14 protein-coding genes are annotated in these 25,540 nt (G+C 36.1%); all 14 read left to right on the top strand.

The features are described 5' to 3' along the window. Window position 1: 1 nt before the first annotated feature. The 14 genes from R1X58_RS14405 to R1X58_RS14340 all read left to right on the top strand — a co-directional run bounded on the left by R1X58_RS14405 (window position 2) and on the right by R1X58_RS14340 (window position 25,532). Window positions 2–1,876, top strand: coding sequence for a sodium:solute symporter family protein (locus tag R1X58_RS14405; protein ID WP_240575035.1), 1,875 nt, complete (start codon window positions 2–4; stop codon window positions 1,874–1,876). Between the two features lie 12 nt (window positions 1,877–1,888). Further along, a complete protein-coding gene (locus R1X58_RS14400) occupies window positions 1,889–2,854 on the top strand; it encodes a glycoside hydrolase family 130 protein (RefSeq protein ID WP_317292994.1) in 966 nt (321 codons plus the stop codon). A gap of 40 nt (window positions 2,855–2,894) precedes the next feature. Further along, a complete protein-coding gene (locus tag R1X58_RS14395) occupies window positions 2,895–3,935 on the top strand; it encodes a carbohydrate-binding family 9-like protein (protein WP_240575081.1) in 1,041 nt (346 codons plus the stop codon). A 69-nt stretch (window positions 3,936–4,004) separates the two neighbouring features. Further along, the gene (locus R1X58_RS14390) at window positions 4,005–5,174 is read left to right on the top strand and encodes a glycoside hydrolase family 18 protein (protein WP_240575034.1); all 1,170 of its coding nucleotides are present in this window, start codon (window positions 4,005–4,007) and stop codon (window positions 5,172–5,174) included. 59 nt (window positions 5,175–5,233) lie between these two features. Continuing rightward, window positions 5,234–6,349, top strand: a complete 1,116-nt coding sequence (locus R1X58_RS14385; RefSeq protein ID WP_240575033.1) for a family 10 glycosylhydrolase — start codon at window positions 5,234–5,236, stop codon at window positions 6,347–6,349. A gap of 9 nt (window positions 6,350–6,358) precedes the next feature. Next, window positions 6,359–8,599: a GH92 family glycosyl hydrolase gene (locus R1X58_RS14380; RefSeq protein ID WP_255802978.1), complete on the top strand. Its 2,241-nt coding sequence runs from the start codon at window positions 6,359–6,361 to the stop codon at window positions 8,597–8,599. A 10-nt stretch (window positions 8,600–8,609) separates the two neighbouring features. Further along, the gene (locus tag R1X58_RS14375) at window positions 8,610–9,626 is read left to right on the top strand and encodes an isoaspartyl peptidase/L-asparaginase family protein (RefSeq protein ID WP_240575031.1); all 1,017 of its coding nucleotides are present in this window, start codon (window positions 8,610–8,612) and stop codon (window positions 9,624–9,626) included. Window positions 9,627–9,649: 23 nt separating this feature from the next. Continuing rightward, window positions 9,650–11,977 (top strand): glycoside hydrolase family 20 protein, encoded by a 2,328-nt coding sequence (locus tag R1X58_RS14370; RefSeq protein WP_240575030.1) that lies wholly within the window; start codon window positions 9,650–9,652, stop codon window positions 11,975–11,977. A gap of 25 nt (window positions 11,978–12,002) precedes the next feature. Then, window positions 12,003–13,331 (top strand): alpha-L-fucosidase, encoded by a 1,329-nt coding sequence (locus R1X58_RS14365; protein ID WP_240575029.1) that lies wholly within the window; start codon window positions 12,003–12,005, stop codon window positions 13,329–13,331. Between the two features lie 13 nt (window positions 13,332–13,344). Then, complete coding sequence (locus R1X58_RS14360) at window positions 13,345–15,672, top strand: GH92 family glycosyl hydrolase (RefSeq protein ID WP_394804312.1); 2,328 nt, start codon at window positions 13,345–13,347, stop codon at window positions 15,670–15,672. Between the two features lie 7 nt (window positions 15,673–15,679). Further along, window positions 15,680–17,155 (top strand): alpha-L-fucosidase, encoded by a 1,476-nt coding sequence (locus tag R1X58_RS14355; RefSeq protein ID WP_240575027.1) that lies wholly within the window; start codon window positions 15,680–15,682, stop codon window positions 17,153–17,155. Between the two features lie 149 nt (window positions 17,156–17,304). Further along, window positions 17,305–19,728, top strand: coding sequence for a glycoside hydrolase family 3 N-terminal domain-containing protein (locus R1X58_RS14350; RefSeq protein ID WP_240575026.1), 2,424 nt, complete (start codon window positions 17,305–17,307; stop codon window positions 19,726–19,728). 11 nt (window positions 19,729–19,739) lie between these two features. After that, window positions 19,740–22,001, top strand: a complete 2,262-nt coding sequence (locus R1X58_RS14345) for a GH92 family glycosyl hydrolase (protein ID WP_240575025.1) — start codon at window positions 19,740–19,742, stop codon at window positions 21,999–22,001. A 216-nt stretch (window positions 22,002–22,217) separates the two neighbouring features. Then, the gene (locus R1X58_RS14340; RefSeq protein ID WP_240575024.1) at window positions 22,218–25,532 is read left to right on the top strand and encodes a SusC/RagA family TonB-linked outer membrane protein; all 3,315 of its coding nucleotides are present in this window, start codon (window positions 22,218–22,220) and stop codon (window positions 25,530–25,532) included. Window positions 25,533–25,540 lie beyond the last annotated feature (8 nt).

The following is a 25,540-nucleotide window of genomic DNA, read 5'->3' as shown; positions in this document are numbered from 1 at the left end:
GATGGATATAATAGATATAAGTATTATTGTCTCCTACGTTTTAATAACCGTAGGAGTAGGAGTCTGGATTTCAAAAAAGGCTTCACAGGGGTTAGATCATTATTTTTTAGGTGGAAAATCCATTAAATGGTATTACTTAGGTTTAAGTAATGGCTCCGGAATGTTTGATGTCTCTGGAACGGCCTGGATGGTTGGAATTTTATTCCTGTATGGTGTTAAAAGCTTCATGTTTATGTGGCTTTGGCCTATCTGGAATCAGATTTTCGTTATGATGTTCCTGGCAGTTTGGATTCGCCGTTCAAAAGTAATGACAGGTTCTGAATGGATTTTAACACGCTTCGGAAATGATAAAGCCGGAAAAGCATCTCATATTATTGTGGCTATTTTTGCTATTATTTCAGCCATTGGTTTTATAGCTTATTTCTTTGAAGGTGTAGGAAAGTTTTTAACCATTATTTTACCTTGGGATTTAACTGCGCAAATAGGTGAAACAGTATTGTTTACATCCACCCAATCTTACGCATTAATCATTATTTTACTAACGACAATTTATACCATAAAAGGGGGGATGTTTTCTGTTGTGGCAACAGAGGTTCTTCAGTATTTAATAATGGTTGTGGCAGGTCTTCTTGTGGCGAGTTATACGTTAATTACCTTTACAGATTTCGAAATAACGTCTATCATTTCAGAAGAATGGAAAAACATTTTCTTTGGATGGGAATTAGGTCCGCAGTGGAGTGATAAATATCAGGCGTTTAACGATTTAATAGACTCTGAAGGCTATAAAATGTTCGGTGCTTTTATTGGTATGTCTTTGTTTAAAGGCTTCTTTGCAAGTATTGCAGGACCAACGCCGAGTTACGATTTACAACGTATTCTTTCTACAAAAACGGTTAAAGAAGCAGCGTATATGTCTGGCTTTACGAATTTGATTTTATTTATTCCAAGGTATTTATTAATTGGTGGAATTGTAGTTATAGCATTGGTTGTTTTATCTCCGGAAATGAATAATGGCGCCTTGACAGGTGGCGATTTAGAAATTATTCTACCAAAAGTGATTAATTTTCATGTTCCTGTTGGGATAAAAGGCTTGCTGTTGGCTGGTTTATTAGCAGCTTTTATGTCTACGTTTTCAGCCTTTGTAAATGCTGGTCCAGCGTACATAGTTAACGATATTTATAAAAAATATTTTAAACCAGTTGCTGATAGTTCGCACTATATAAAAGTGAGTCATTTGGCTTCTTTGGTTATTGTTTTGCTGGGGGTTTTAATGGGCTTTTTTGCGGACTCTATTAACTCTTTGACCTTGTGGATAACAAGTTCGTTATTTGGTGGTTATGTAGCAGCTAATTTTCTGAAATGGGTTTGGTGGCGCTTTAATGGCTGGGGCTATTTCTGGGGTATGTTAGCAGGTCTTATAATAGCGTCATTTCAATTTGTATTAGATCAGAATAAAATGAATTTTGATGTAGAGGGTGTATGGTATCAATTAGCAACCATGCCATCAATCTACTTATTCCCAATCATCTTTGGTTTTTCATTATTAGGTAGTTTATTAGGAACCTGTTTTTCAAAACCTACTGATGAAGCGGTTCTAAAATCGTTCTACACCAATGTTAGACCTTGGGGTTGGTGGAAACCTGTATATAAAAAATTAAAAGCAGAAGATGCGTCTTTTGAGAAAAATAATGAGTTTTTTAGCGATATGTTAAATTGTATTATTGGGATTGTATGGCAATCGAGTATGATTGTTTTGCCAATATTTCTTTTAATACGCGATTATCCTAAAACAATCATATCGTTAGTTGTATTTGTAATTACCTCAATAATTTTAAAATACACCTGGTTAAATAAAGTGAATAAAATAACAGATTAAATTATATAAAAAGTGGCAAATATACCTTGGCAAGACAGACCGGAGAATAATAATGAGGTCATGTGGAGATATTCTGAAAACCCGATTATAGATCGTTACGCAATTCCATCATCAAACAGTATTTTTAATAGTGCTGTAGTACCTTTTAAAGATGGTTTCGCAGGTGTTTTTAGATGTGATAATAAGGCGGTGCAGATGAATATTTTTGCAGGCTTTAGTAAAGATGGTATTAACTGGGATATCAATCACGAACCTATTGTGATGCAGGCAGGAAATACCGAAATGATAGATTCGGATTATAAATACGATCCGCGTGTGGTATTTATTGAAGATAGATATTGGATTACCTGGTGTAACGGGTATCATGGCCCAACAATTGGTATCGCATATACATTTGATTTTGTGGAGTTTTTTCAATGTGAAAATGCCTTTTTACCATTCAATAGAAATGGGGTGTTATTCCCAAAAAAAATTAATGGAAAATATGCGATGTTAAGTCGCCCGAGTGATAACGGTCATACGCCTTTTGGTGATATCTATATTAGTTACAGTCCGGATATGAAATACTGGGGAGAGCACCGTTGTGTTATGAAAGTAGCTCCTTTTCAAGATAGTGCCTGGCAATGTACTAAAATAGGCGCAGGACCAATACCAATTTTAACTGATGACGGTTGGTTAATGTTGTATCATGGGGTTATTAATACCTGTAATGGATTCCGTTATGCTATGGGAGCTGCCATTTTAGATGAAAATGAACCAGACAAGGTAAAATACAGAACCAAGCCTTATTTATTAGGCCCTGCAGAAATGTATGAGTTAACAGGCGATGTACCAAATGTTGTATTCCCATGTGCAGCCTTACATGATTACGAAGAAGATAAATTAGCAGTGTATTATGGCGCTGCCGATACCGTTGTAGCTATGGCATTTGGTAAATTGAGTGAAGTAGTAGAATTCACAAAAAATAACAGTTTGTAATTTGAAAATACAGAGAAAAATAAAGGTGTTGTTTGGAGCAATGAGTTGTTTTTGTGCCGTTTGTTGCGCACAACCTAAGCAAGACATTGAACCCAGACAATACATAGCCTATAAAACTTCAGAATCCATTTCTATTGATGGAAGAGGTTCTGAGGCTTCGTGGGATAAGGCCGAATGGACCAATTTGTTTATCGATATTGAAGGTGATAAAAAACCTAAATACGACACCAAAGTAAAAATGCTTTGGGACGAGCAGTACTATTATATTCTGGCTAAAATGGATGAGCCTCACGTATGGGCAGATTTAAAACAGCGAGATACTATTATTTTTTACAATAACGATTTTGAAGTTTTTATAGACCCGGATAGTGACTCCTATAATTATTATGAATTGGAAATTAACGCCTTAAATACGGTTTGGGATTTGTTTTTAACGAAGCCTTACCGCGAAAATCCAAAGATTTTAAACGACTGGGATATCAATGGGTTAAAGTCAGCCGTTACTATTCAAGGTACTCTAAATAATTCAAAAGATATAGATGAAGGCTGGACATTAGAAATTGCCATTCCTTTTGCAGCGTATAAAACCTCGTATTTTCATAAAAATGTTCCGGTTGATAGTTTTTGGCGTGTTAATTTTTCACGTGTTAACTGGCAACATGATTTATCAAACGGAAAGTATAGTCGTAAAAAAGGAGAGGATGGTAAATTTATACCAGAATACAACTGGGTGTGGTCCCCAATGGGCGTGATTAATATGCACGAGCCAGAAAAATGGGGTTATGTGTATTTTTCATCGAAGGAAATTGGTGGGAAAGATGCCTTTGAAATTCCTCAAGATGAAAAAATAAAATGGCAAATGTTCAGTTTATACCGCGCTCAAAAAAGCTATAAAAACAAAAATAAAGTTTGGGCATCATCATTATCCGAACTTGTCGATAACGATATTAAGGTTGATGGTAAAGTTTTAAAACCAGTTTTAGAAAACCATTCAACGGGGTATAATATTTCTGTGAAAAGCCCTTTTTCAAATAAAACATTGATAATTAAGGAGAATGGAGAACTTTCTGAAATAAAATAAAAATCCAGAATAAAAAGAAGCAGGGTTCAAAAAAAATTGAACGTATTATTATTAAGAAAAAGTCGATACATGTTACAGTTAAACTTAATCAATACAACATCTAAATTCATAAAATCAGGAGTTTGTCTTTTGATGTTTTCTGCACTTTTAAACTGTGAAAACAAGGTAGAAAAAGAAGGAAAAGTTGAAGCTCCAGTTGAAAACTTAAAATTGATTGGTTACGTGGCGGGTTACGAAGATTTTGATCCTGCTCAGGTCGATGCCAAGAAGTTAACACATATTAATTATGCTTTTGCCAATATTGTACAAGGCATACCAAAATTTGAGTTAGCTGTAGATTCTAGTAAAATTGAGAGTTTAATGGCGTTAAAATCTAAAAAATCAGATTTAAAAGTGTTGTACTCTGTTGGTGGTTGGGTTTGGTCTGATCAATTTTCTCATGTAGCGGCATCAGAATCAGCACGACAAATTTTTGCTAACGGTTGTGTTTCACTTTTGAAAAAACACGGTTTTGATGGTGTTGATTTAGATTGGGAATACCCGGGGCAACGTGGTGAGGACAACGCATTTCGTCCGTCGGATAAAGAGAATTTTACGTTATTATTAAAAACCATCCGCGAAGCTTTAGAAATACAAGGAAAAACAGATAACAAGCATTATTTACTAACTATTGCGAGTGGTGCAGATCAAGCTTATATAGATCATACTCAATTAGGCAAGGCTCAGGAGTATCTTGATTTTATTAATGTAATGTGTTACGACTACTATCATGGCTGGCATTATCAAACGGGGCATCATGCGAATTTAAATCCTTCATATTCAGAAAAATTTGAAGGAAATAGTGGTAAACAAGCCATAGAACGCCATTTGAAAGCGGGTGTTCCGGCAAATAAATTAGTGATGGGCATTCCGTTTTACGGAAGAATGTGGGAAAAAGTGAATCCGCAGAATAACGGATTGTATCAATCGGCTATGTCTACCGGTATGATTGTACCGTATTGGGATATTGTTGAGAAAATCAAGTCTGGGCATTTTAAAGAATTATATGATGAATCGGCTAAAGCATCTTATTTATGGAATGCAAAAGATAGCGTGTTCATCTCATGGGAAACACCTAAAGATATCGAAGCTAAAGCTCAGTTTATAAAAGAAAATGGACTTGGAGGCGCGATGTTTTGGGAATACAGTTTAGATAACAATCAGAAATTATTAAACGCATTGTTTAAGGGTATGGAATAACAAAAGACGTCTAGGGATAGACAAAAGGTGACAAAATAACAAACGACTAACAACAACTTATGAAAACAAAATACTTACTAATAACTGCTTTGGTGTTACTCTGCATATCTTGTGGATATCAAAAAAAAGAGAATACTATAGCTGAAGTTGATTCTCCTGAACCTAAAAAAGAAGCTTTCGAATTTGGGGTTTGGACTACCGCAAATGGAAAAAAATCGGATGAAGAATACCTTAAAGAATTTGAGAAATACAGTAATGGTGGCATTGATGAAGTTCTAATTAATACCGGAACTGACCCTAAGTTATTAGAACGATTAGTGCCGTTAGCCAAGGAAAAAGGTTTACGAGTGCATGCCTGGATTATGGCTGTAAACCGTCCGGGAGATACTATTGCTCTGCAACATCCAGAATGGTATCAGGTTAGTAAAGAAGGTAAATCATGTTTCGATACGCGTCCGTATGTAGGGTATTATCAGTGGTTATGCCCGACAAGAAAAGAATCCCGAAATCATATTTTAGGTTTAGTTGAAGGACTAGCAAAAGTTGAAGGCGTTGAAAGCGTGCATTTAGATTATATTCGTTTTCCTGACATCTTTTTACCAATCGGATTATTACCAAAATACAATTTAGTTCAGGATGAAGAATTACCTGAATACGATTTTTGTTATTGCGATGTGTGCATTAGCGAGTTTGAAAAATTACACCATAAAAATCCTTTAGAAAGTAAAAATACTGCGATAGATATGGAGTGGAAAAACTTCAGATTAAACGCTATTAAATCGGTGGTAGATGATGCTTATAAAATCGTTCACGATAACAATAAAATTTTAACAGCTGCGGTATTTCCATATCCTGAAATGGCAGACCATATGGTACGCCAACGTTGGGATAAATGGGATATTGATGAAGTTTACCCCATGATTTACCATGGATTTTACAACGAAGAGGTTGACTGGATTGGGTATGCAACAAAGCAAGGCGTATCCGATGTTGAAAACGAAGGCATTAAATTAAACACAGGAATTTACATCCCCGATTTTAAAACCACTGAAGATTTAAAACAGGCTATTTTATACGCTAAAGAAAATGGAGCAAAAGGCGTGTCTTTCTTCGATGGAAATGCGATTTCAGATGAGTTTTTTGAAACTATAAAAACGACAAAAGCTAATTTATAATCGAACGGAATGAAGTTTGGAGTTTACATAGTTTCAGTCGGTGCAATGCTTTTGATGAATTGCAAACAGACTGATGATGTAATTCATAAAAAACTCACGCAGTATGTGAACCCGTTTATAGGAACAGATGGACCGGGAAACACGTATCCGGGAGCCACGGTGCCTTTCGGAATGGTACAGTTGAGTCCAGATATAGGTATTCCTGGTTGGGACAGAATTGCTGGGTATTTTTATCAGGATTCTATTATTTCTGGCTTTTCACATACCCACCTGTCTGGAACTGGAGCGGGCGATTTATATGATATTCTGGTGATGCCGACCAATAGCCGTTTTAACAAACGCATGGAAGCGAATAATTACAAGCCGTTTTCAAAGTATGATCATAAGCAAGAATCGGCAGAACCAGGATATTATCAAGTCGATTTATTAGATTATGGCATCAAGGCAGAGTTAACAGCTACTCAAAGAACAGGGATTCATAAATACACCTTTCCGAAGGATTCCTTATCACAAATCCATATCGATTTAGGCTATGCGCTTAATTGGGATGCGCCCACAGACACGCATATAAAAGTGTTGAATGATAGCACGCTTCATGGTTATCGAAAATCAACAGGTTGGGCTAAACACCAGCGCGTGTATTTTGAGATTCAGGTGTCTAAACCATTCCAGTCCTATCATTTATTTTCAAATGATTCTTTAGTTGAAAGTGAGGCTGTAGGAAAGAATACAAAAATCATTCTGAATTATAATACGGAGGAGAATGATGTTATCATTTTAAAAACAGGATTATCGACAGCAAGTCTGGATGGTGCTCATAAATCTTTGGAGAACGAAGCGCCTCATTTCAATTTTGAGGACTATAAAGAGCAAGCGAACCAGGTTTGGGAACAACAACTCGAAAAAATTGAAGTATTTACTACCGATGAAACAAAGAAGCATATTTTTTACACGATGCTGTATCAATCTATGTTGGCACCAACTTTATTGAGTGATTACAATAACGAATACAAAGGTGCTAATGATAGTGTTATGACAACTTCTGGTTTTAAACGTTACGATACCTTTTCGTTATGGGATACGTATCGTGCAGCACATCCTTTATACACCATAATACATCCTAATAGGGTTTCGGATATGATTAATTCCTTGTTGGCGCACTATAAAGAAACCGGATTGTTGCCGGTTTGGTCCATGCAGGGGAATGAAACAAATATGATGATTGGTAATCATGCGATTCCTGTTATTGTTGATGCTTATTTTAAAGGAGTTAACGGGTTTAATGAAAATTTAGCCTATGAAGCCTGTAAATTAAGTTCTATGGTCGATGCTCGTCAGTTGGATGAATATAAAACATTAGGCTTTATTCCGGTTGATGAGCATCACGAAAATTGGTCGGTTTCAAAAACTTTGGAATATGCATATAACGATTGGTGTGTCGCTCAATTTGCCAAAGCTTTAAATAAAACAGAAGATTACGAGTATTTCTTAAATCGTTCTGAAAACTGGAGGAATTTATACGATTCAAAAAGTACTTTTTTACGCCCAAAAAGTGAAGATGGGACTTTTATAGAAAACTTCATTCCTAAGGAATATACACCCTATTATTGCGAGAGTAATGCCTGGCAATATATGTGGTCAGTACCCCAAAACATTGAGGGTTTGATAAAAGAAGTTGGTACTGAGCAATTTGAAAAAAAACTTGATTCTATGTTTAGTTTTTACCCTTTAGCTACCGACAAATTACCTATTTTTAGCACGGGTATGATAGGTCAATATGCTCACGGTAATGAGCCAAGTCATCATGTAGGCTACTTGTATAATTACATTCGTAAGCCTGAAAAAACACAAGAAATTATCAGAACCATTTTAGAGACACAATATAACAATACACCAGATGGCCATTGCGGAAATGAAGACTGCGGACAAATGTCGTCTTGGTATGTATTTAGTGCTTTAGGGTTTTATCCGGTAAATCCTGCCCAGGGTGTTTATACTTTTGGTTCGCCTATTTTCGATAAAGCAATTATTCATTTAGAATCGGGAAAAGATTTTACAATTGAAGCTGAAAATAATTCCTCGGAAAACAAATACATTCAATCTATAACTTTAAACGGAAAGGAAATTTCAAAAAGTTATATAGAACACAAAGACATTATACAAGGAGGAACCTTACAATTTGTTATGGGGCCTCAACCAAATAAAAACCAAACGTACACTATGGCAATATCGTCACAGGTATATAAATAATATTGAGAACATGGGAGACAGAAGACATTTTATTAAAAACGCAGCATTAGGAACATTAGGTGTCAGTGCACTTTTAAGTTGTAAAGAAGAAACAAAATCAGCGGTTTTGGCTGCTGTTTCTGACGATAAAAAAGGAACTAAACCTTTAATTATATCCACCTGGAATCATGGCTTACCAGCTAACGAAGAAGCATGGAAATTACTAAAATCAGGTAAATCTGGATTAGATGCTATTGTTGCTGGGGTTGGAATTCCTGAGGCGGACCCAAAAGTAAGAAGCGTTGGTTATGGAGGTTATCCAGACAGAGAAGGAAAGGTAACTTTAGATGCTTGTATAATGGATTCTAATAGCGATTGTGGTTCGGTATCTTTTCTTCAAAATATAAAACACCCTATTGCAGTTGCACAAAAAGTATTAGAAAATACGCCTCATGTTATGTTAACTGGCGCTGGCGCCTTACAGTTTGCTAAAGAGCAAGGTTTTAAAGAAGAAAATTTGTTAACAGAAGCCTCTGAGAAGGACTGGAAAAACTGGTTAGAAAAATCTAAATATCAACCAGTCATTAATATTGAAAATCACGATACTATAAGCATGTTGGTGATTGATGAAAATGGCGATATTACGGGGGGGTGTACAACCAGTGGTGCGGCTTGGAAAATGCACGGACGCGTAGGAGATTCTCCTATAATTGGTGCAGGATTATTTTTAGATAATGAAGTTGGAGCTGCCGCTGCTACAGGACTTGGTGAAGCAGTTATAAGAACGGCAGGAAGTGCTATGGTTGTTGAGTTAATGCGTCAGGGGAAATCGCCGGACGAAGCTTGTAAAGAAATTGTAGAACGTATTTATGATAAACACAAAAACCATAAAGATATGGAATATTTACAGGTAGGATTTATAGCCGTAAATAAGGCCGGTGAATATGGTGGTTATAGTTTAAGATCTGGGTTTAATTATGCAGTTTACGATGAAGCTCATGGTAATAGAATGGAAGATTCTAAATTTAAAATGACCTGGGATAAATAAAACAAGACACAAACTAACTTAAAATGATAAAATTTAGTCACTCAAAAATATTGCTTTTAGGACTTGGATTGATGTTGGCATCGTGCCAGTCGAAACAGGTAAATTTCACAGAAGCGGATATTCAAATCATTCCAAAACCTGTTGAATTAACCTTGAATCAAGGTGGATTTGAGATAAACGAGAACACGCAATTTGTTATTGAAGATGAAAGTCAGAAAGCTGCTTTAGAGGTTTTAATTAATAAATTAAAAACGGCTGCAGGATTTACTCCTGAAATTGTTAATGAAGCGCCTTCAGAAAATTATGTTCAATTTGTAACAGATGCTAATCTCAAACCTGAAGCTTATGAGTTAGATGCAGATTCAAAAGGGGTAATCATCAAATCCAACGGGGCTGCTGGTTTTGTGTATGGTATTGAAACGCTTAGACAATTACTGCCAACAACAATTGAGAATACTTCTTTAGTAGCAAATCAAGATTGGATTGTTCCTAATGTTTCTATTAAAGATGAACCACGTTTTCAATATCGTGGATTAATGCTTGATTTATCGCGCCATTTTTTCGACAGTGATTATATTAAGCAAACCATCGATCGTTTAGCGATGCATAAAATGAATGTTTTGCATTTGCATTTGGTTGATGATCAAGGGTGGCGAATAGAAATCAAGAAATATCCAAAATTAACCGAAGTTGGTGCATGGCGCGTCGATCAGGAAGATAAATTCTGGCACAACCGCGATAAAAACCCGTATGGTGTTAAAGGAACATACGGCGGTTTTTTAACCCAGGAAGAATTAAAAGATATCGTTGCTTACGCAGCGTCTAAAAACATAGAGGTGATTCCTGAAATTGAAATGCCGGCTCACGTGTCGAGTGCAATAGCGTCTTACCCAGAATTAGCGTGTTTTAATCAAGAGATTGGAGTACCTTCTGGTGGACTTTGGCCAATCACAGATATTTATTGTGCAGGAAAGGACAGTACGTTCAAGTTTTTAGAGAATGTATTGGATGAAGTCATGACCATTTTTCCATCAAAATATATTCATATTGGAGGCGACGAAGCCACTAAAACCAATTGGAAAATCTGTCCGAATTGTCAAAAACGTGTTAAAGAGGAAGGTTTAAAAGATGTTGATGAATTACAAAGTTATTTTGTAAAACGTATGGAAAAATACATCAACTCGAAAGGCAAACAACTAATAGGTTGGGATGAAATTATTGAAGGTGGTCTTGCTCCTGAAGCGACAGTAATGAGCTGGAGAGGTAACAAACCAGGTATCGAAGCAGCAAAGCAAGGACATGACGTGATTATGACACCAACATCTCATTGTTATTTCGATTACTATCAAGGGCCTCAGGAATACGAACCAACGGCATTTACGGCTTATACACCTTTAAGTAAAGTATACCAATTCGATCCGGTAGCAAATGAAATGACTCCGGAAGAAGCGAAGCATGTTTTAGGTGGTCAGGCAAATTTATGGGCGGAATATTTACCAACCACAGATCAGTCTGAATACATGATATTCCCAAGACTAGCAGCTATGTCTGAAGCTTTATGGAGCAGCAAAGAATCTCGTAACTGGGAAGATTTTTCACACCGAATGGAAATGATGTTTGAGCGTTATAAGGATTTAGATATCAATTATGCGAAAAGTGCTTATACTCTAAGGCCTGCATATTCTTTCGATTCTATTAATCAAGCAGTCAATTTATCGCTTAAAAATGAATTTCCAAATCCAGATATTCGTTATGTGTTAGGTACAACGGACTTAAATGAAAGTGCACAGAAGTACACTGATACGTTTCAGATTAAAGAAACTACAATTTTAAAGGCGTCTTTATTCAAGGATGAAAAACCTATAGGAATCACTTATGTAGACACGATTAAATTTCATAAAGCCATAGGAAAAAAAGTGACCTATAATACGCAGTATAGCAATGCTTATAAAGGTACTGGAGCAACCACGCTGGATAATGCATTACGTGGCTCGCAAAATTTCCATGACGGACAATGGCAAGGTTGGTTAACCGATATGGAAGTGATTATCGATTTAGAAAATGAAACTGAAATTAGTAATGTAGCCGTTGGAACTTTAGAAAGTCAGAAGGCAGGTATTTATTTCCCTGTTGCTGTTGAAGTATCGATATCTAATGATGGTAAAGGTTTCGAAAAAATTGGAGAAGCAACAAGACCATATGCGCAAGCTTCAAAAGTCACAAAAAAAGATTTTACGGTGAATTTCCCTGAACATTCTGCAAGGTTTGTAAAAGTGAAAGTAAAAGCTTTAGAAAAAAATCCAAGAGGTGGCGGGGTTTGGCTATTTGTTGATGAAATATTGGTAAACTAATTAGACTTTAAAAGATAAACTTAAAATGAAGAAACGTTATATAGCTGCAGCTTTACTGATGACATTATTCAGTTTTCAAACTAAAGCGCAGGAAACAGAGCAAAGTAAAGAAGAGCGCATGGCGTGGTTTAAAGATGCTAAGCTTGGTATTTTTATTCATTGGGGAATTTATGCCGTAAACGGAATCGACGAATCCTGGTCGTTTCACAACGGATACATCACTTATGATGATTATATGAAGCAATTAAATGGCTTTACAGCTAAGAACTATGATCCTGAATATTGGGCAAAATTAATTAAAGAAAGTGGCGCAAAATATACAGTTATTACTACAAAACATCATGATGGTGTAGCTTTATGGAATACCAAACAGGGTGATTTAAATGTTATTGATAAAACCCCAGCGAAAAAAGATTTAATCACGCCTTTTGCAAAAGCGGTTCGTAAAGAAGGCTTAAAATTAGGGTTGTATTATTCATTGTTAGACTGGTCTTATCCTGATTATCCAAACTTTTTAAGAAATGAAAAACGTTATAAAGAAGATGATAAACGTTGGGATAAATTCACCAAATTTAATTTCGGTCAATTAAAAGAATTAGCTGCTTACAATCCGGATTTATACTGGTTTGATGGCGATTGGGAACAGAAAGCAGAAAAGTGGAAAGCTAAAGAAATTCGTGAGCTTTTATTCAAAGAAACCCCTTCAACCATCATCAATTCAAGACTACAAGGTTACGGAGATTACGCGACGCCAGAGCAAGGGGTTCCTGTAAACAAACCAAAAGATAAGTACTGGGAATTATGCATGACCATGAACAATTCCTGGGGCTATCAACCAAACGACACCAAATACAAGAGCTTGAATCAAATCATTCGCATTTTTGTGGACTGTATTAATATGGGAGGTAATCTACTTTTAGATATCGGACCTAAAGCGGATGGAACTATTCCAGAGGAGCAAGTTGAAATCTTAAAAGGATTAGGAAAATGGACGAATAAGCATGCTGCAGCCATTTATGGAACACGTGCAGGAATTCCATTCGGTCATTTTAATGGTTATACGGCATTATCGAAAGATAAAACCATTTTATATCTGTACGTAGACAACAAACCAAACGGGCCGTTATTAATTAAAGGACTTAAGAATAAAGTAAACCGTGCTTGGGTAGTTGGTAATGGCACCAAATTAAAAACCGATGTGGTTGGGAAATTATACTGGAGCAAAGTTCCTGGTTTATTATATATCGATTTACCAGAACACGTGCAGGATGAAAACGTTACTGTAATCGCACTTCAGTTAGATGGCGAGGTTGATTTATATGGAGACGCTGGTCAGGTAATAGAAAGTAATTAGAAGAATTATGGATATGAGTCGGTTAACAATATTTTTAGGGGTATTACTATTAAGCTTTGTTTCGTGCAATAAGACGACCAAACAAGTTGAAAATACAAAAGCGGTTAAAAATGATAATTTAGTCGACTTGGTAAACCCGTTAATGGGAACCGACTCCGATTACAGTTTATCTAACGGGAATACGTATCCAGCAATCGCCACACCGTGGGCGATGAATTTCTGGACTCCGCAAACGGCAAAAATGGGAGATGGCTGGACCTATACTTATGATGCCAAGAAAATAAGAGGGATTAAGCAAACACATCAACCAAGTCCGTGGATTAATGATTATGCCGCCTTTTCTTTAATGGCAGTTACTGGCGATTTAAAATTTCAGGAGGATGAACGTGCCTCATGGTTCTCGCATAAAGCGGAAACTGTAAAACCGTATCATTATTCGGTGTATTTAGCTGATTACGATGTTAAAGCAGAAGTTGCTCCAACCGAAAGTGCAGCACATTTTAAATTTACGTTTCCTGAAGCCGAACAGTCGTATATTTTATTAGATGCCTTTTTTAAAGGATCCATGGTGAAAATCATTCCTGAAGAACGAAAAATCATTGGCTATTGCAGAAATAACAGTGGCGGCGTTCCAGAGAATTTTCATAACTATTTTGTTGCGGAATTCGATCATGATTTTGAAATAACAAACACCTGGCATGACGATTGGAAATTACAGAAAAACGTTAAAAACAGTGAAGGAAATCATGTCGGCGCCATTATCGGATTTAAAACCAAACGAGGCGATGTGGTGCATGTAAAAGTAGCGTCGTCTTTTATAAGTCCAGAGCAAGCGCAGTTAAATCTTGATAGAGAAATTGGAGGCGACTCTTTTGAAGATACTAAAGATAAAGCAAAGCAGGCATGGAATAAAGAGTTAAACAGAATTGAAATAGAAGATGATAATATCGATCATATTCGAACTTTTTATTCTTGTTTATATCGCGTGTTATTATTCCCAAGAAAGTTTTATGAATTCGATAAAAATGATGACATAGTACATTATAGTCCGTACAACGGAAAAGTTTTACCTGGCTATATGTTTACTGATAACGGATTTTGGGATACGTTTAGAGCTGTTTTTCCATTTTTTAATATGATGTATCCGGAATTAAATAGTCACATCATGGAAGGGCTTGCAAATACATATAAAGAATCAGGATGGTTGCCGGAATGGGCAAGTCCCGGGCATCGCGATTGTATGATTGGTTCTAATTCGGCGCCAATAATTGTTGATGCATTTCTTAAAGGAAATGTAAAAGAGAAGGATGTTGATGTGCTTTTTGAAGCGATTCTAAAAAATGCTACCGTTGAAGAAGGACGCCCTGTAAATTCTGTAGGTCGTGAAGGGTTAGACTATTATAATACCTTAGGATACGTGCCTTATAATGTAGATATAAAAGAAAATGCAGCAAGAACTTTAGAGTATGCGTATGCCGATTTTACAATTTCTGAAATGGCTAAAAAACTTGGTCAACAAGAATTAGTAGAAAAGTTTGAAAAGCAATCGTTGAATTATAATCATTTATTCGATCCTTTAACCGAGTTAATGCGTGGTAAAAATGAAGACGGTTCGTTTCAATATCCGTTTAACCCTTTAAAATGGGGTGATGCTTTTACCGAAGGCAATAGTTTGCATTATACATGGTCGGTATTTCATGATATACAAGGCTTAATTAATTTAATGGGTGGTAATGACGCATTTATTTCAAAATTAGATGGCGTTTTTACGATGCCTCCAAAATTTGACGATTCGTATTATGGGCATACTATTCACGAAATTCGAGAAATGCAGGTGGTAAATATGGGGAATTATGCGCACGGTAATCAGCCTATTCAACACATGATTTACCTTTATAATTATGCAGGAGCACCTTACAAAACTCAGGAACGCATTAGAGAAGTTTTAACTAAACTATATTCATCAGCCCCAGATGGTTATTGTGGTGATGAGGATAACGGCCAAACTTCGGCTTGGTATGTGTTCAGCTCTTTAGGATTTTATCCGGTAACGCCTGGAATAAATCAGTATGTCATCGGTAGTCCGCTATTCAAAAAGGCAACGCTTCATTTAGAAAACGGAAATACTTTCGAAATACATTCAGAAAATAATTCAAAAGACAACTTTTATATTCAATCAGTAAATCTGAATGAAGGAGTTTACAACAATACCTATTTGAATTATGAAACCATCCAGAATGGAGGTGTTTTAAAATTCAATTTAACAAACACGGCAAATACGGAGTGGGGCAGCAAATTAGAAAATACACCTTACTCACTTAATAACTCAATTAAAAAATAATTAAAGTATGAAAAAGACGCTTATAGCTATTACGGCATTGCTTTCATTGCAATCGTTTTCGCAGGCCATTTATGAAGATGAACGCTATGTGCCGGAAACAGATCCGTTAGTATTAGAGAAGTTAGACCAATGGCAAGACCTTAAATTCGGTTTATTAATGCACTGGGGAACATATAGTCAATGGGGAATTGTGGAATCATGGTCCTTATCACCAGAAGAGTACGGATGGTGTGAACGTAAAAAAGGAAGCAATCCAGACGATTATTTTGCATATAAAAAGGAATATGAAGCGCTTCAAACCACTTTTAATCCAACAAAATTCGACCCAGATAAATGGGCAAAAGCAGCCAAACATGCCGGGATGAAATATGTGGTATTTACGACAAAGCACCATGATGGATTTAGCATGTTCGATTCAAAATATACCGATTATAAAATTACATCGCCTAAAACACCTTTCTCCTCAAATCCTAAGGCGAATATTGCTAAAGAAGTATTCAATTCATTTAGAAATGAAGGACTTTGGGCAGGAGCATATTTCTCTAAGCCAGATTGGAATGTAGATAGTTACTGGTGGCCAAAATACCCACCAAAAGATAGAAACGTGAACTATTCGCCTTCTGAAAACCCTGAAAAATGGCAGGAGTATGTCGATTTCACGCATAACCAGATTATGGAACTTTTAACCGATTATGGTAAAATAGATATTCTTTGGTTAGATGGTGGTTGGGTTGCTAAAACGCCAAAAGCTGAAATTACGGAGTGGTACAAACATACGATTGACAATGTTGAAGATGGCTACTTGAAACACCGCATCATCAATCAGGATATTAAAATGGATGAGTTAGTGGTTAAAGCTCGTAAACAACAACCTGGTTTAATTGTGGTTGATCGTGCTGTTCACGGAAAAAATCAAAATTATTTAACCCCAGAAAACCGTGTGCCAGAGAAAACCTTACCATATCCTTGGGAGTCTTGCATTATTTCAGGTGGTGGATGGTCTTACACGCCAAATGCAAAATACATGAGTCCTCGCGAAGGTATTCACACGCTTATTGATGTGGTTGCTAAAGGTGGTAATTTACTATTAAATATTGCCCCAAGTCCGGAAGGTGAGTGGCAGCAAGGTGCATACGATTTATTACAGGCTTATGGCGATTGGATGGATGTAAACAGTACGGCTATTTATGCAACAAAACCTATTGCACCCTTCAAAGAGAATAACATTTGTATGACTCAGAATGAAAAAGGTAATGTGTTTTTATTTTATATGGCAGGAGAGGATGAAAATAAAATTCCTGCTGAAGTTATTGTGAAATCAATCACACCAAAAAAAGGAACAAAAATTACTATGCTTGGTTCAAAAACACGTTTAAAATGGGAGAAACAAGCTGAAGGATTTAAAGTGATTATTCCTGAAAACTTAAAAAACAACCTGCCTTCAAAATATGCTTGGACATTAAAAATTGATGCAGTAAATTAATAAACATTTGCTTTATATTATAGATAGGTGTTTGCTTAATTTTTAATTATGTAAACACCTATTTTTGATTTGATTACTAGTCAATAATTCGTTTAAAACTTTAATTGCTTAGAAACGTGATTAATGCCTCAAATAGAACAATATAGTTTATGAAAATAAAACAATTAATTCCATTATTAATAATAGGTGCTGTATCTTACAATACAGTGTCTGCTCAGGAATTTATTTCAAAGAAAAGGAAAGTTAAAATATATCACGATAGTTGGATTGATTTCAATAAGAATAATAAAAAAGACATTTACGAAGATCCTGCAAAATCTATAGATAGCCGAATAAATAACCTTGTTGAGCAAATGTCTTTAGATGAAAAAACCTGTCAGATGGCAACGCTTTATGGGTTTGGTCGTGTGCTTCAAGATGAATTACCTAATGCCGACTGGAAAAATCGAGTTTATAAAGATGGAATTGGTAACATCGATGAACATTTAAATGGATTAGCTTATCATAAAAGTGCCGAAACGGAATACTCTTGGCCGCCATCAAACCATGCTAAAGCTATTAATGAGGTGCAACGCTTTTTTGTTGAAGATACGCGTTTAGGTATTCCGGTAGATTTTACCAACGAGGGTATTCGTGGGTTATGTCACGACGGCGCAACGAGTTTTCCAGCTCAAATAGGCATTGGAAGTACCTGGGATAAAGATTTGGTTTCAGAAATTGGCGCCATCACAGGAAAGGAAGCCCGAGTTTTAGGCTATACCAATGTGTATTCTCCAATTTTAGATCTAGCCAGAGACCCGAGATGGGGTAGAACGGTGGAGTGTTACGGTGAAGACCCGTATTTAGTATCTCAGTTAGGCCTAAATATGGTAAAGTCATTACAGGCTCAGAATATTGTGTCTACAGCAAAGCATTTTGCGGTGTACAGTGCTCCAAAAGGCGGACGTGATGGCGATGCCAGAACCGATCCGCATATTACTGAGCGCGAAATGCATGAAATTTACCTTGAGCCTTTTCGAACTGTAGTTCAGGAAGGCGGATTAAAAGGCATCATGTCATCTTACAACGATTATAACGGTATTCCGGTTACTGGAAGTCACTATTTTTTAACCGAATTATTAAGAGATCAGTGGGGTTTTAAAGGGTATGTGGTTTCAGATAGTTGGGCCGTTGGCGGTTTAAACGGACGTCATCACGTTGCAGAAGATTTTAAAGAAACCGTATATTTATCAGTGATGGCGGGCTTAAATGTGCGTACTAATTTTTCACCTGCCGAAGATTTCATTTTACCTTTAAGAGAATTGGTTGAAGAAGGCAGAATTCCAATGAGAGTTATAGACGACCGCGTTAAAGATGTTTTAAGAGTTAAATTTGAATTAGGTTTATTCGATAGTCCTTATGTAAATAAAGCAAAAGAAGCTGACGCTATTGTTCATGGAGCCGAAAGTGAAAGTACTGCATTAAAAGCATCAAGAGAGTCTTTGGTATTATTGAAAAATTCAGATAATCTGTTGCCAATTAAAGTTGGTGCCTTCAAAAATATTTTGGTAACTGGGCCAAATGCAAAGGCTATAAATCATTCCATTAGCAGATACGGTCCTTCCAACGTGAAAATTCAATCGGTTTATGAGGGCATTAAAACATTTGTTGGCGATAAAGCGAATGTGAATTTTGCTCAGGGTTGTGACTTTTACGATGCAAACTGGCCTAAAAGTGAGTTGTATAGTATTGCTCCAGATGAAGTACAACAAAACTATATAAATGAAGCAGTTAAAGAAGCTGAAAAATCAGATTTAATTGTGGTTGCAGTTGGTGATAATGAAGACACTGTAGGTGAATCGAAGTCGAGAACATCTTTAGATTTGCCAGGTAATCAACTGGATTTAATAAAAGCACTTTATGAAACCGGGAAGCCGGTTGTGGTGGTTTTAATTAATGGCCGCCCAATGAGTATTAACTGGGTAGACGATCATATTTCATCCATTATTGAAGCTTGGTTTCCTGGAGAATATGGGGGACAAGCCATTGCTGAAGCCATTTTTGGAGTTTATAATCCGGGCGGAAAATTATCAATAACGTTCCCAAGAACGGCTGGGCAGATTCCGTTTAATTTCCCTTATAAAAGAAGTTCTCAAAAAGGTCAAGGGAAAGGAGATATTGGACAAACCAGAATCAATACTGCCCTATACCCGTTTGGATATGGATTAAGCTATACTACGTTTGAATACAGTGATTTAAAAATTACACCGGATAACACTTCAGAAGATTTCAATTCTATTTCAGTGTCATTTAAGCTTAAAAATACAGGGGAATATGAAGGAGATGAAGTAGCTCAGCTTTATATTCAGGATGAGTTTGCTTCGGTGGTAACGTACACCAAGCTTCTGAAAGGTTTTGAGCGCGTGACTTTAAAATCCGGAGAAGAAAAGGAAATAACAATAATGCTTAATCCAAAAGATTTATCTTTATTAAATCCAGAAATGGAACGTGTTGTTGATCCTGGTAAGTTTAATGTTTTTGTTGGATCCTCTTCAGAAGATGATCGTTTAACCGGGCAAATAATCATAAAATAAAAGTGATAATTATGAGAAAAAGTAACATGACTCATTCTGCTATAAATCAATTAAAAAAAGCTTTTGTTTTTGGTTTGTGTGGCATCGTTTTTCAAAGCCTGCAAGCCCAAGAACAACCTGCCGATTATGTAAATCCGTTTATTGGAACTTCAAATTATGGCGCGACCTATCCTGGGCCTATCGCTCCAAGAGGAATGGCAAGTGTGAGCCCGTTTAATGTGGCGGGACCTCAAAATCCTTTAGAAAAAGATAGTCAGTGGTTGTCTAACCCTTATGTTAACGAAAACACCTTTTTAACTGGTTTTTCACATGTTAATTTAAGTGGTGTAGGCTGTCCGGATTTAGGGGTGTTATTATTGATGCCAACTACAGGTGATTTAAAAACCAATCATTTGGAATATGGTACCTCCTATAAAAACGAAGTTGCCAAAGCAGGCTATTACAGTGTTGATTTAGATCAATACAATACCAAAGTAGAATTAACCGCTTCCGAACATGTTGGCGTTAGTAGAATTTCTTTTCCGGAAGGTAAATCTAATCTTTTATTAAATCTTGGTTTAGGACTTACAAACGAGCAAGGCGCCATGGTTAAAATTATATCGCCAACCGAAATAGAAGGGATGCGCACCGTAGGGTCGTTTTGTTATAATAGTCCTGAAGATGCTTATCCGGTGTATTTTGTCGCTCAGTTTTCTAAACCCGCTGAAACTTTCGGTGTTTGGAATACGCCTGCAAAATATGATGGTGTTGAAGCGCAATGGATGGGTTATAATGGTAAAACCCGTATTATGGAAAATGCCACAAAAACGGTAGCAGGCGATAGTATCGGCACCTATTTTTCATATCAATTCGAAAAACCGGAAACCATTGAAGTTAAGATTGGTGTATCGTACGTTAGTATTGAAAATGCAAGAGAGAACTTAGAAAAAGAAACTCAAGCAAAATCGTTTGAAGATATTTATCAAGAAACCTACACTAAATGGAATACTTTATTATCCAGAATACAAGTGGAAAGCGGTTCAAAGGATGATAAAACCATTTTTTATACGGCGTTATATCATACCTTAATTCACCCGAATATGCTTAACGATGTTAATGGTGAATATCCGGAAATTAAAACCGGAAAGATTGGCAAAACAATCGGAACGCGATACACGGTGTTTTCATTATGGGATACCTATAGAAATCTGCATCAGCTGATGTCGTTGGTTTATCCTGAACAGCAGGTCGATATGGTTAATAGTATGATTGACATGTATGATGAAAATGGCTGGTTGCCAAAATGGGAATTAAATTCTACCGAAACCTTTACTATGGTGGGAGATCCTGCAAGTATTGTTATTACTGATACATATTTAAAAGGCATAAAGGATTTTAATGTTGAAAAGGCTTATGAAGCGATGCTTAAAAGTGCCGATCAAATTGAAAACAATCCGTTACGTCCTGCATTGAAAGATTATATAGAAAAAGGCTATTTAACAACAGACAGCAAAGGGCCGGTTTCCACCACTCAGGAATATAATATTGCCGACTATGCAATCGCACTTATGGCGAAAGCCTTGGGAAAGAATGATGATTACAAACGTTTTTATAACCGTTCATTATCATATAGAACATTATTTGATAAAGATTGGGATTTACTAAGACCACGCAATGCCGATGGCAGTTGGTATGAGCCTTTCGATCCGGATGCAGGCGCAAACTTCACAGAAAATGTTGGTTTTATAGAAGGTAATGCATGGCAATATGCTTTTATGGAGCCACATGATATTAAAGGTTTGAAAAAGCTTATGGGTGGCGATAAGCCATTTACGGCTCAACTACAAAAGATTTTTGATGCTGATAAATTCGATATGGCTAACGAACCTGATATCGCTTATCCATATTTATTTAATTATGTAAAAGGCGAGGAGTATCGCACACAGAAGTTGGTTAAAGCATTAGTTAGAAAGCATTTTAAAAACACTCCTGCTGGTTTACCAGGTAATGACGATACAGGAACCATGTCTGCATGGTTGGTGTATTCCATGATGGGTTTTTACCCAATTATTCCGGGAGAACCATTATATACCATTACAACACCAATGTTCGATAAAGTTACCATTCAATTAAATTCTAAATATTATAATAAAAAAGAGTTGGTTATTGAGCGTGTAAAAAACAATGATGGTAATGTTAAGGAAATCCTAACAAACAACAAGAAGAACAACAGTTATTTTATTAGTCATGATGACTTAATTCATTCAGAAATAATAAAAATTATTCAGGAATAATAGATTTCTGAAAAATAAAGTGTATTTATACCACTTCAAAAAGCTTATAAATATTGGGTTTTTCCATTCTTTGTAAGCTTTTTACTATTATAAAAAAACAATTATTCAATTTGTTTTTCATTCACTGCTTCAACATGGTTGTTGGTCGAAAAAAGAATGTGAGTCAAGTTAAATAATTGTTAATTCAATCCTTATTAACTCAAAACTAAAAAATTTATGAACCAAAAATTATTTAAACTACTGTTTGTATTTTGTTTCTTCGGTGTTTTGTATGCCGGAGCGCAAACTACAGTTTCAGGGGTTGTTTCCGATGCCAACAGTGGTATTCCTCTTGCAGGAGCCAATGTTATTATTAAGGGAACATCAAGTGGGGTTTCAACAGATTTTGACGGTAATTACTTTATAGAGGTACCCGATGAATCTACTATTTTAGTAGTATCTTATGTAGGATATATTTCTACAGAAGTTACTGTTGGAAGCCAAAAAACTCTTAATGTATCTTTGATAGAGGATACAAGTCAGTTGGATGAAGTTGTTGTTACAGCTTTAGGAATTAAAAGGGAAGCTAAAGCTCTTGGGTATTCTGTATCAAAAGTAGATAGCGAACGTATTCTTGCCAGTGGAACGCCTGTTAATGCTTTACAATCTCTTTATGGTGCAGCTTCAGGTGTTACAGTTGCTTCTACAGCAACCGGGCCATCAGGCGGTATGAAAATTAACATTCGTAATGCAGTGTCATTTGACCAAGCATCAACCACTAGACCTTTAATTGTAGTAGATGGAATCCCTATTCATGATGAAAATAGTTCCATGACTACCAATGCTAGAACAGGTAGAGATAATGGTACTGGTATTAATGATATAAATCCGGATGATATTGCATCTATAGAAATATTAAAAGGAGCTAAAGCTTCTGTTCTTTATGGAAGTGAAGGAGCTAATGGTGTTATGTTAATTACCACAAAAAGCGGTTCTAAAAGTCGTGGTCTGGGAGCGTCTTTTTCGTTTACAAGTACTATAGAAAATGCTGCTTTTTATCCTGAGTTACAGGATCAGTATGGTACAGGTAGAAGTGCAAGTTTAAGTGCTACAGATGATCAAGGGTATTATCTTGATGAAAATGGCGAAAGAGCTTTAGATCCAGCGGGAGCAGCTTTTGGACCAAAATTTGATCCTGACGTAAATTTAAATTGGTGGGATGGTTCTGTAAGGCCATGGGTTGCTAATAACAAATCTGTTTACGATCAATTATTTAGAACGGGATCACAAAATGTAGCCAACGTTTCTTTAAGTGGAGGAAGCGATAAAGGTTCAGCTCGTTTTTCTTATACAAATACCCAGTATTCTCCTATAACATTAGGGGCAAAGTATACAAAAAATGCATTTAGTTTTTCTTCGGCTTATGACTTAAATGATTTTATTTCTGTAAAATATTCAGGAAATTATTTTACGACAGACAATCTAAACTCTTCTTATGAAGGCTCATTAGATTCTCAAGGAGCGGAATCAAGTTTAGGAGCCTATGCAGCAGATATTGATGTAAACTTGATAAGAGGTTCTTTATTGACGGAAAATGGGTATAATTATTTTTCAGATCCAAGTTTTAACAGCAATTTTGTCTCTCCAGGTAGAATGGCAGTGGCAAATACAATTTGGGATTGGACGCAAAACGAATCTATTTTTAAGCGTACCCACAGTATTCAATCACTAACTCTTGATTTTAAATTCAACGATAATTTAAGTCTTACAGTATTAGGCGGTTTAGATAATACTGTAGAGCGAAATGAATATAAAGGAAAGTTAAGACACCCTTCTTTAATAGGGCCAAATAGTGGTGCTGTATACAGAGATACTAATAGAATTATCCGTAAGAATTACGGGCAAGCTACTTTTAATTTCGATAAAGACTTTAATGATTTTAACATATCTGGTTTTGTAGGTGGTGTAATTAGAAAAAATTATACCGAATCTAAAGGAGCAGAACAAATAGGTGGATTTGTTATTCCAAATTATTTTTCTTTTTCAAATTTGGCATCCGGTGTACAACCTGTATATCAATTTCAAAATGGAGAAGATATTCTTTATAGTTTGTTAGGATCTGTACAATTTGCTTATAAAGGTCAGATTTATTTAGAAGCACAAGCCAGACAAGATTGGTCTTCAATTTTACCTCCAGAAAATAATAGTTATTTTTACCCTGGTTTAAGTGCTACTTGGGTGGCATCAAATACTTTTGATTTACCTGAAGTTGTTAAGTTTTTAAAGTTAAGAACTTCTTGGGCAGATGTTGGTCGTCCAGGACCTCGTTACTTTAGTAATGTTAATTTCGATGTATCTGCTTCTGGTTCAGGGTTTATTTTGTCTCCACCAAGTGATTTACCTCCTATTGATGATAATTTTAAACCTAATTTAAAACCTGAAAGAAAAAGAGAATTCGAAGTTGGATTTGAGAGTTATTTGTTTGAAAATAGACGTTTGGGAGTAGATTTTTCTTTGTACCACTCAAATACTTATGATCAAATAATGAAAGTTTCAGCACCTCCAGGATTAGGGGTTAATAACATACGATTAAACGCCGGTGACGTGGCTAATACAGGATGGGAATTGGCATTAAAAACAAAACCAGTTTTTAACAAAGATTTTCAATGGAGTGTAGATATGACTTTTGCGGGAAGTAAAACAAAAGTAAATCGTTTAGATGGTGAACTACAAAGTTTAACAATGTGGACAACCAATGGTTTAAATGCTGTAGCTAAAGTAGGTGGTGAGTATGGATTAATTTATCAGCAACAAGGGTTACAGCACTATATAAATCCTTCTGATGAAAACGATCCAGCGAATGGGCAACTTATTGTAGATACAAACAATAGTGGTGCTAGATACGCTTACGGTAGTTCAAGTAACAGAGTGGTTGGTAAGTTGTTGCCAGATGTATTTGGGGGTTTCTTTAGTAGAATGAATTATAAGAATTTTGGCTTAGTAATAAATATGGACTATACTTTTGGTGCAACTTTTATTCATGAAGCAGAATCTTACATGATGGCTTCAGGAGTTTTAAATGAAACGTTAAAATATAGAGATGAAGCGTCAGGAGGTCAACCATATTACTTAAATGGTACTACAAGAGTTCCTGGTGTTAATCAAAGTGGGCCAACTTATTATGATGGGGTTGTGTTGCCTGGGGTAAAAGCAGATGGTTCTCCTAATGATTTGATTGTTCCAGCTCAAGATTATTATTACCAATCTTATTTTTCTAATGGTTTTTTCCCAGCAGACAGAATATTTAAAAGTGATTACATAGCTATTCGTAATATTGCTTTAGATTACAGGTTACCAGATTTATCGAAAAAAATAGGGTTAAAAGACGTTGTTTTTTCTGTTTTTGCAAATAATGTTGGGTATATTTATAAAGCTGCTCCTAATACAATACCGGAATCTTCTAATGGAACCGGGTGGGCCGATGGTTCTACAGGAACTACAGCTTTGCCTATGCAACGTACATTCGGATTGTCTATTAAGGGTAAAATTTAATTAAAAAA

The organism is Aestuariibaculum lutulentum (assembly GCF_032926325.1).
GTDB classification, from domain to species: Bacteria; Bacteroidota; Bacteroidia; order Flavobacteriales; family Flavobacteriaceae; genus Aestuariibaculum; species Aestuariibaculum lutulentum.
This window is presented reverse-complemented; position numbering and strand designations above follow the sequence as displayed.